We start from the raw sequence: 6,000 nt of genomic DNA, 5'->3' as shown, positions 1-6,000 counted from the left end.
CATAGGCCAGTGAGTCCGTTGTAGATAAACGCACTTCCCCCGCTTGCTCCTGGTCGGCTCCACGTGTTCGACGAGCCAACTCCATGGCGGCGCTTTCCATTTTCTCCGCCATTTCGAATGCCACTTCTCCGATGGCGGTCAGTTGATAACCCGTGGGCGTGCGCAGAAACAGAGTAGATCCCAGATCTTCCTCCATCGCGGCAATCCGCCTTCCCACCGTCGCTTGGTCAATCCGAAGCACGCGCCCCGCGCGGCGCAACGTCAACTCTCGCCCAAGCGCCAGCAAGACCCGTGCATCATCCCAGTTCATAAGCTTTTTTCCTTGAAGAACAACTGCAACAGAGCGTCGCAAAAACGCCGCGCGCCCCAGGCTCAACACTTTCGTACCCTTGATTTCACGCTAGCCGTGTTGGCTGGCTTTCACTCTTTTTCAGGAATATTCCATGAGCATAACCAACAGCAAGCCGTCCGTTGAGATGACGGCTATTGAAATTACCCGGCCTGGTGGCCCGGAGGTTTTGAAACCGACCCGGCGAGCGGTCCCGACGCTGGGGCCTCGTGATGTCCTGATCGAAGTTCATGCAGCGGGCGTAAACGGACCAGACCTTCTTCAGCGCAAAGGGCTCTACGACCCGCCCGCCGGAGCCTCCGACATTCCTGGCTTGGAGATCTCAGGCGTGGTCGCGGTGGTAGGCGATGAAGTCACGCGCTTCTCTGCCGGCGACAAGGTCATGGCGCTGGTTCCAGGCGGTGGATATGCCGAGTACGCCGTGTCGGATGAGCGGACGGTTGTACATTTGCCAGCTGGGCTTTCCATGCAGGAAGCTGCGGCTGTTCCTGAAACCTTCATGACGGTATGGGTCAATCTCTTTCAACGCGGTCAGTTCAAAGCAGGCGATTCGGTACTTATCCACGGAGGCGCCTCCGGCATCGGCACCACCGCAACCATGCTGGCCAAGGCTTTTGGCGCCTCTAAAGTGTTCACAACCGTCGCCAATAAAGAGCAGCAGGTTGCAAGCCAGAACCTGGGGGCCGATGTGGCGATAAATTACAACGAACAGGACTTCGTCGATGAAGTCATGCAGGGCACTAACGGCCAGGGCGTTGACGTCATTGTCGATATCATTGCCGGCGACTATGTTTCGCGAAACTTCCGGGTCGCCGCCATGAACGGTCGAATCGTGCAAATTGGTGTCATCAAAGGCGCCGCAACCAACGTCGATCTTTTCCCAATGCTTGTCAAGCGCCTGACTCATATCGGTTCGACCTTGCGTTCAAGAACCCATGACGACAAGGCCAGCATTCTGGCGGAGCTTGAGCAGCACGTCTGGCCACACCTCAAGAACAACACCATAAAGCCGCTGCTTTACAAAGAATTTCCACTTTCGGACTCAGACAAGGCCCATGCCCTCATGGAGTCTGGACAACACATCGGCAAGGTTGTCTTGAACGTGTCAACGAAAACCTAACTCAAGCATGACGCTGCCTTCAAGGCAGCGTCATCTTTTTTAGCTGAGCCTCTACGCAACCACCACCCTGTTCAATAGATTGTCCACGACCACCGGGGTTTCGAACAACTCAACGCTCGGCGGTGTTCCGTATTTGCCCTCAACAAAAGCTTTCCACTCATCTGTGTATTGCGCCAGCGCCTGTTCTCGCGACTCCCACAAATAGACGCCGCCTACAGAGCGGCCATCTTCGGCCAATAAATAGTATTTCCTGACAAGCCCGGGCACAGCTTGGTATTGCACTGCTGTGCTTTTGAAAATGTCCTTGGCTGCCGCCAACTCAAGCCCTTCAGGAAGGCGAATGCGCACCACTGCCGTAATCATCGTAGCAACTCCTTTTAAAGACCCGCGCAGGCGTGACCGCCATCGACAATGATCTCTGCACCCGTCATGCCACGCCCAGCTTCAGAGGCCAGGAGCAACAGGGCACCATCAAGATCACTGCTCGTGCAAAACCGACGACTGGGTATACGCGCACGCAACCGTTCACCGGCGTCACTGGTAAGAAACGCGTCGTTGATTTCCGTAGCGATGTACCCAGGCGCAAGCGCGTTCACCCGTATTCCGTGACGTGCCAGCTCCAACGCGAGTGATCGGGTTAAATGGCTAAGCCCTGCCTTGGCCGCACAGTAAGGCCCTACACCTCCTCCGGTGCGGCTTGCGAGGATCGAGGTGATATTGATCACACTCCCCCCCTGCCCGGCCTTGACCATCCGTTTGGCCGACTCCTGCGCCACGATCCACGCGCCTTTGAGGTTGGTATCTAAAATGGCTTGCCAATCCTGATCGTCGTAATCGAGCACGCGTTTGGTATCGCTTACGCCGGCATTGTTGACCACGATATCCAGCCCACCAAAATCCGCTTCGATGGCGTCGATGCACTCGATCACCGATTGGCGCGAAGTCACATCCAGCGCGTAGGCTCTTGCGTCGTGCCCCTCGAAACGCAAGCCGCTTACCAGGTCATGAAGGCGATCGACGCGCCGAGCCGCAACCGCAACACGAGCACCTGCCGAAGCCAAGGTCTTGGCAAAATGCAAACCCAGCCCACTGGATGCACCGGTCACGAGCACACGCTTACCGGTCAGGTCAAAGAGTTTGGAGACGAGAGCGCTCACTGTTCACCTCCGACGACACGGTCCAGGATTTTTCGTGCAAGGCTCATGCGATGGACTTCGTTAGGGCCGTCATAGATGCGGAAACCGCGGGCGTCTCGGAAAATCCGATCGACGATCGCCTCGCTGGTAACCCCTTGCCCGCCCAGAACCTGCACGCTGCGGTCAATCACTCGCCAAATGCCCTCCGAGCTCACCACCTTGGCAATGCTCGACTCGAAATTGCCACGTGCGCCCTGGTCCAGCACCCAGGCGCAGTTCCAGATGGTCAGGCGTGTGGTGAGCAGGTCCATTTCGTTGTCGGCGAGCATGAAGCCCACCCCCTGGTGGTCGCCCAGCCGCTTGCCAAAGGACTCGCGCCGCTTGGCGTAGGCGCAGGCCACATCATGAGCACGACGCGCTTGGCCCAGCCAACGCATGCAGTGGGTCAGGCGCGCCGGCGCCAGTCGCACCTGGGCATAACGGAAGCCCTTGCCGACTTCACCTAGAACGTGGGAAGCGGGCACGCGAAGGTTTTCAAAACGCAGCACCGCATGGCCACCGGTGAAACAGCTGTCCAGGGAGTCCATCATTCGCTCGAGAATGAAGCCTGGCTGGTTCGTATCGGTGAGGAACATCGTGGCGTTACCGTCTTCGGTCCGGGCCATGATGATGGCGAAGCCTGCCCCCTCAGCGCCGGTAATGAGCCACTTCTGGCCATTGATGATGTAATCGTCACCGTCTCGGACGGCCGTGGTGGCAAGCATGGAAGGGTCAGAACCTGCCCCGGGCGCAGGCTCGGTCATGGCGAAGCAGGAGCGAATGTGACCTTGTACGAGGGGCCTCAACCAGCGGTCTTTCTGCGCTTCGGTGGCGACAACTTCCATCAGGTGGATGTTACCTTCGTCGGGCGCATGAATATTCATCGCCGTGGGGCCCAAGGGTGAGTAGGCGGCCTCCTCGAAGATTACAGCCTTTTCAACGTGACTCAGGCCCTGCCCGCCCATCTCGCGGGAAGCGTGCAGGGTCAGCAGGCCCTTGGCACGCGCCTTTTCGACGAGCGCGTGCCGAAGTTCTTCCGACGGGCCATGGGGGCTTTGTCGAGGGTCAGCTTCCATGGGAATGATGTCGTTGAGGATGAATTCTCGGACACGCGACTGCAGCGCAATCAGATCATCGGGAAATGCGAAGTTCATTGTTGTTTCCTCGGATAGTCCTGAGTCAGGCCAATGGCTTGCCCGGGCGAATGTGGCGGTAAAGGTTCTCTAGGACGGTGTCGCGAATACCTACCTTGCCTGGGTCGTAGGGCGTGACATTGAGCGCGCGGATGATCGCGGCGAATGAGCCATCGCCCTCCCCGTCGATGTCGATGACATTAAGACACGCGGTGTCCTGTTCGAAAGCCGCAATCCCTGGCAGGCCTGTACCAGCGGCCCATGCCAGGACGATGCGGTTGACGGCGTCATGGGCAACGATCAGCAGCGACTCCCAGCCATCCTCGTTCAGCACTGCGTGAAACTTGTCCAGCACGCGTTGGCTGAAATCGCTCCAGCGTTCGCCGCCCAGGAACGTGGCATCAGGCTCGGCGGCATTGCGATAGGCGCCCACGATGGCTTCTTGCATGGATGGCTCAGGTATCTCACGCAAACGGCCGGCTCTGATTTCGCGTAACGCAGGCGTGGATTCAACCTTCAGCGCTCGCCCCATCAGCACGAGGTCGAGTGTTTGCTGCGCCCGCGGATAATCGGAAACCAGTACGCGATCCAACGCAGTTGCGTGCATCACCACGCCAAGCGCTCTCGCCTGCAAAGCACCTTGGTCGGAGAGACTCACCGAGCGCGGGTCCAAAGGACGGCCTTGTGCGTCGAAATAATCGACATGGCCATGACGAACCAGATAACAGCGTCGTCGTTTGACCCCGATGCTATTTGCCATGGCACGCAACCTTCGGATTACTGATGGCCAGTCGTGCATGGGTAATTTGTCTCAGGGCTTCAAGCATGTTGGACTGCGCAGAGTCGGCATTATCGAAAACACCTTTTCTGATGAAACCGACCAGCAAGTGGCGCGCATGGGCCGGTGTCAGCTTCAACAGCCCATGGCGCCCCATGACTTCGCCCAGGACATTCGATTCAAGTGCGCTGACTTCTGCGCGCAGCTCGATCTCTCGGGCAGCGATTGACATGGCCCGGGCAATCATTCTGCATTCGTAGTGGTTCGCCTCACCCAGCAAGGGCAAAAGGTCGTCGATCAGGACATGTCGGGCCGTGTTCAACAGGTCAATCGCGCTGACGTTGCTAGCGTTCATACGGTTTCTCCACTGAGGGCCAGGATCTCATGTTCGAGTTCGGGCAGCAGATGGCCAGTCAGCGCCAATTCAAGAGAGGGCTGCTGGCCGGAGATATGCCGCTGCACTTGCTGCAGCGCCACGACCGCCCAACGTAGATGAGCCATCAGTTGCCAGTACCGCAGCTCTTCTTGACTCACCCAGTAACCGGATACAGACGCGTAGCCGGCCAGGAAGGCGTCGATGTCCCCTATACCGCCCGCCTCACGGTCTCGCCGGGCAAAGCGCCAACAACGGGCTGTGAACCAGCCAATATCCTCACGGGGGTCTCCCCAACCGGTGAACTCCCAATCCAGGATGCCGCTGAGCTGGCCTTGCTCGACCATGAAGTTGCCAGTGCGGTAATCACGATGGATCAGCCCGGCAGGCAACGGTGCGGGCTTGTTGAGTTCACACCATCGAAGCCCCCATTCGACGACCGGATGGTTGTCGGGCAATGCATCCAGAAACCGCCGGTACTGGTCGATGCTGGCCTGTATGGGGTCAGCGGCCGGTGGCGCCAGAAACGCCAGCATTGGGTGGTGCGGACGGATCTGATGCAGTTGGGCGAGATTCAGACCAAGCGATCTGCACAGTTCGTCGCGCTTCGGATCAAGGCCTGGATCTGATGTCAGCCGATGGCCGTTGGTAATGCCATTCAACTTACGCATGATGAAGAACGGGCGGCCTATAACCGAGGCGTCTTCGCATAACCAAAGCGGCTCTGGTACGCGGACTCCAGCAGTGTGAACGGCGGCCAACACCGCAAACTCTTCTGCGCGGCTCATGCTGACGGCCACGGACGAAGCGGCATCGGTTCGCAGGACCCAGCTGTCGACGAATGTGTTTGTCCCAAACTGGACTGTGCCGTTCAGTAGCCAATTTTCCTGAATGGCGCCACCTGAAAGGCGCTGGCCCTGATCTATGTTCACTAGATCGGCGCCGAGTTGTTGCTGCAAATATCGCGCAAGTGCCGGGTACGCATCTGGGATACTGGCCCGAACATCTGCGGGGCGTGGGTTGGGAATGCTGTTCATCGCAATATCGAACTCGCTCTAATGACTCAAAGCCA

The 6,000-nt window shown here is 58.4% G+C and carries 8 protein-coding genes; 1 reads left to right on the top strand and 7 read right to left on the bottom strand.

Features of this window, described 5'->3' with window-relative positions:
* Positions 1–310, bottom strand: a 310-nt coding sequence (locus ACF8MI_RS04860) for a LysR family transcriptional regulator (RefSeq protein ID WP_392517386.1), incomplete at its 3' end; no start/stop codon positions are given.
* A gap of 166 nt (positions 311–476) precedes the next feature.
* Here ACF8MI_RS04860 and ACF8MI_RS04855 point away from each other — a divergent pair.
* Positions 477–1,469 (top strand): NAD(P)H-quinone oxidoreductase, encoded by a 993-nt coding sequence (locus ACF8MI_RS04855; protein WP_200929468.1) that lies wholly within the window; start codon positions 477–479, stop codon positions 1,467–1,469.
* Between the two features lie 51 nt (positions 1,470–1,520).
* On the opposite strand, the gene ACF8MI_RS04850 is transcribed toward ACF8MI_RS04855, so the two are convergent.
* Genes ACF8MI_RS04850 through ACF8MI_RS04825 form a run of 6 tightly spaced genes read right to left on the bottom strand, consistent with a single transcriptional unit; the run spans position 1,521 to position 5,965 of the window.
* Positions 1,521–1,832, bottom strand: a complete 312-nt coding sequence (locus ACF8MI_RS04850) for a monooxygenase (protein WP_186723077.1) — start codon at positions 1,830–1,832, stop codon at positions 1,521–1,523.
* A 14-nt stretch (positions 1,833–1,846) separates the two neighbouring features.
* Positions 1,847–2,626, bottom strand: coding sequence for an SDR family NAD(P)-dependent oxidoreductase (locus tag ACF8MI_RS04845; RefSeq protein ID WP_186723076.1), 780 nt, complete (start codon positions 2,624–2,626; stop codon positions 1,847–1,849).
* Positions 2,623–3,798, bottom strand: coding sequence for an acyl-CoA dehydrogenase family protein (locus ACF8MI_RS04840; RefSeq protein ID WP_200928473.1), 1,176 nt, complete (start codon positions 3,796–3,798; stop codon positions 2,623–2,625). The genes ACF8MI_RS04845 and ACF8MI_RS04840 overlap by 4 nt, the downstream gene beginning before the upstream one ends.
* 25 nt (positions 3,799–3,823) lie before the next feature.
* A complete protein-coding gene (locus ACF8MI_RS04835) occupies positions 3,824–4,537 on the bottom strand; it encodes a histidine phosphatase family protein (RefSeq protein ID WP_200928474.1) in 714 nt (237 codons plus the stop codon).
* Complete coding sequence (locus ACF8MI_RS04830) at positions 4,527–4,910, bottom strand: DUF6285 domain-containing protein (protein ID WP_200928475.1); 384 nt, start codon at positions 4,908–4,910, stop codon at positions 4,527–4,529. Before ACF8MI_RS04830 ends, ACF8MI_RS04835 begins: the two co-directional genes overlap by 11 nt.
* Positions 4,907–5,965, bottom strand: coding sequence for a phosphotransferase family protein (locus tag ACF8MI_RS04825; protein WP_200928476.1), 1,059 nt, complete (start codon positions 5,963–5,965; stop codon positions 4,907–4,909). The genes ACF8MI_RS04830 and ACF8MI_RS04825 overlap by 4 nt, the downstream gene beginning before the upstream one ends.
* Positions 5,966–6,000 lie beyond the last annotated feature (35 nt).

This window comes from Pseudomonas sp. yb_9, assembly GCF_043103635.1.
GTDB lineage: Bacteria > Pseudomonadota > Gammaproteobacteria > Pseudomonadales > Pseudomonadaceae > Aquipseudomonas > Aquipseudomonas monteilii.
Note: the sequence above shows the minus strand (reverse complement) of the source record. Positions and strands in the feature narration are given on the sequence as shown.

Coding starts and splice junctions, on each gene's coding strand:
- ACF8MI_RS04855 (WP_200929468.1), top strand. CDS start 477: ATGACGGCTATTGAAATTACCCGGCCTGGTGGCCCGGAGGTTTTGAAA.
- ACF8MI_RS04850 (WP_186723077.1), bottom strand. CDS start 1,832: ATGATTACGGCAGTGGTGCGCATTCGCCTTCCTGAAGGGCTTGAGTTG.
- ACF8MI_RS04840 (WP_200928473.1), bottom strand. CDS start 3,798: ATGAACTTCGCATTTCCCGATGATCTGATTGCGCTGCAGTCGCGTGTC.
- ACF8MI_RS04835 (WP_200928474.1), bottom strand. CDS start 4,537: ATGGCAAATAGCATCGGGGTCAAACGACGACGCTGTTATCTGGTTCGT.
- ACF8MI_RS04830 (WP_200928475.1), bottom strand. CDS start 4,910: ATGAACGCTAGCAACGTCAGCGCGATTGACCTGTTGAACACGGCCCGA.
- ACF8MI_RS04825 (WP_200928476.1), bottom strand. CDS start 5,965: ATGAACAGCATTCCCAACCCACGCCCCGCAGATGTTCGGGCCAGTATC.